A 342-nucleotide genomic window follows, 5' to 3' on the forward strand; every position below is an offset into this window, starting at 1 on the left:
AACGTCAATTTTTATTTTTAGATGCTAGACAAACTAACTTTATTGGAGAGTTTGATCCTGGCTCAGGATGAACGCTGGCGGCGTGCCTAATACATGCAAGTCGAGCGAATGGATTGAGAGCTTGCTCTCAAGAAGTTAGCGGCGGACGGGTGAGTAACACGTGGGTAACCTGCCCATAAGACTGGGATAACTCCGGGAAACCGGGGCTAATACCGGATAACATTTTGAACTGCATGGTTCGAAATTGAAAGGCGGCTTCGGCTGTCACTTATGGATGGACCCGCGTCGCATTAGCTAGTTGGTGAGGTAACGGCTCACCAAGGCAACGATGCGTAGCCGACC

The 342-nt window shown here is 49.7% G+C and carries 1 rRNA gene; it reads left to right on the plus strand.

Going from position 1 to position 342, the window contains the following annotated elements:
• Positions 1-39: 39 nt before the first annotated feature.
• Positions 40-342, plus strand: a 16S ribosomal RNA gene (locus tag Q3V31_RS30825); the annotation flags it as partial.

The organism is Bacillus nitratireducens (genome assembly GCF_036320425.1).
GTDB classification, from domain to species: Bacteria; Bacillota; Bacilli; order Bacillales; family Bacillaceae_G; genus Bacillus_A; species Bacillus_A nitratireducens.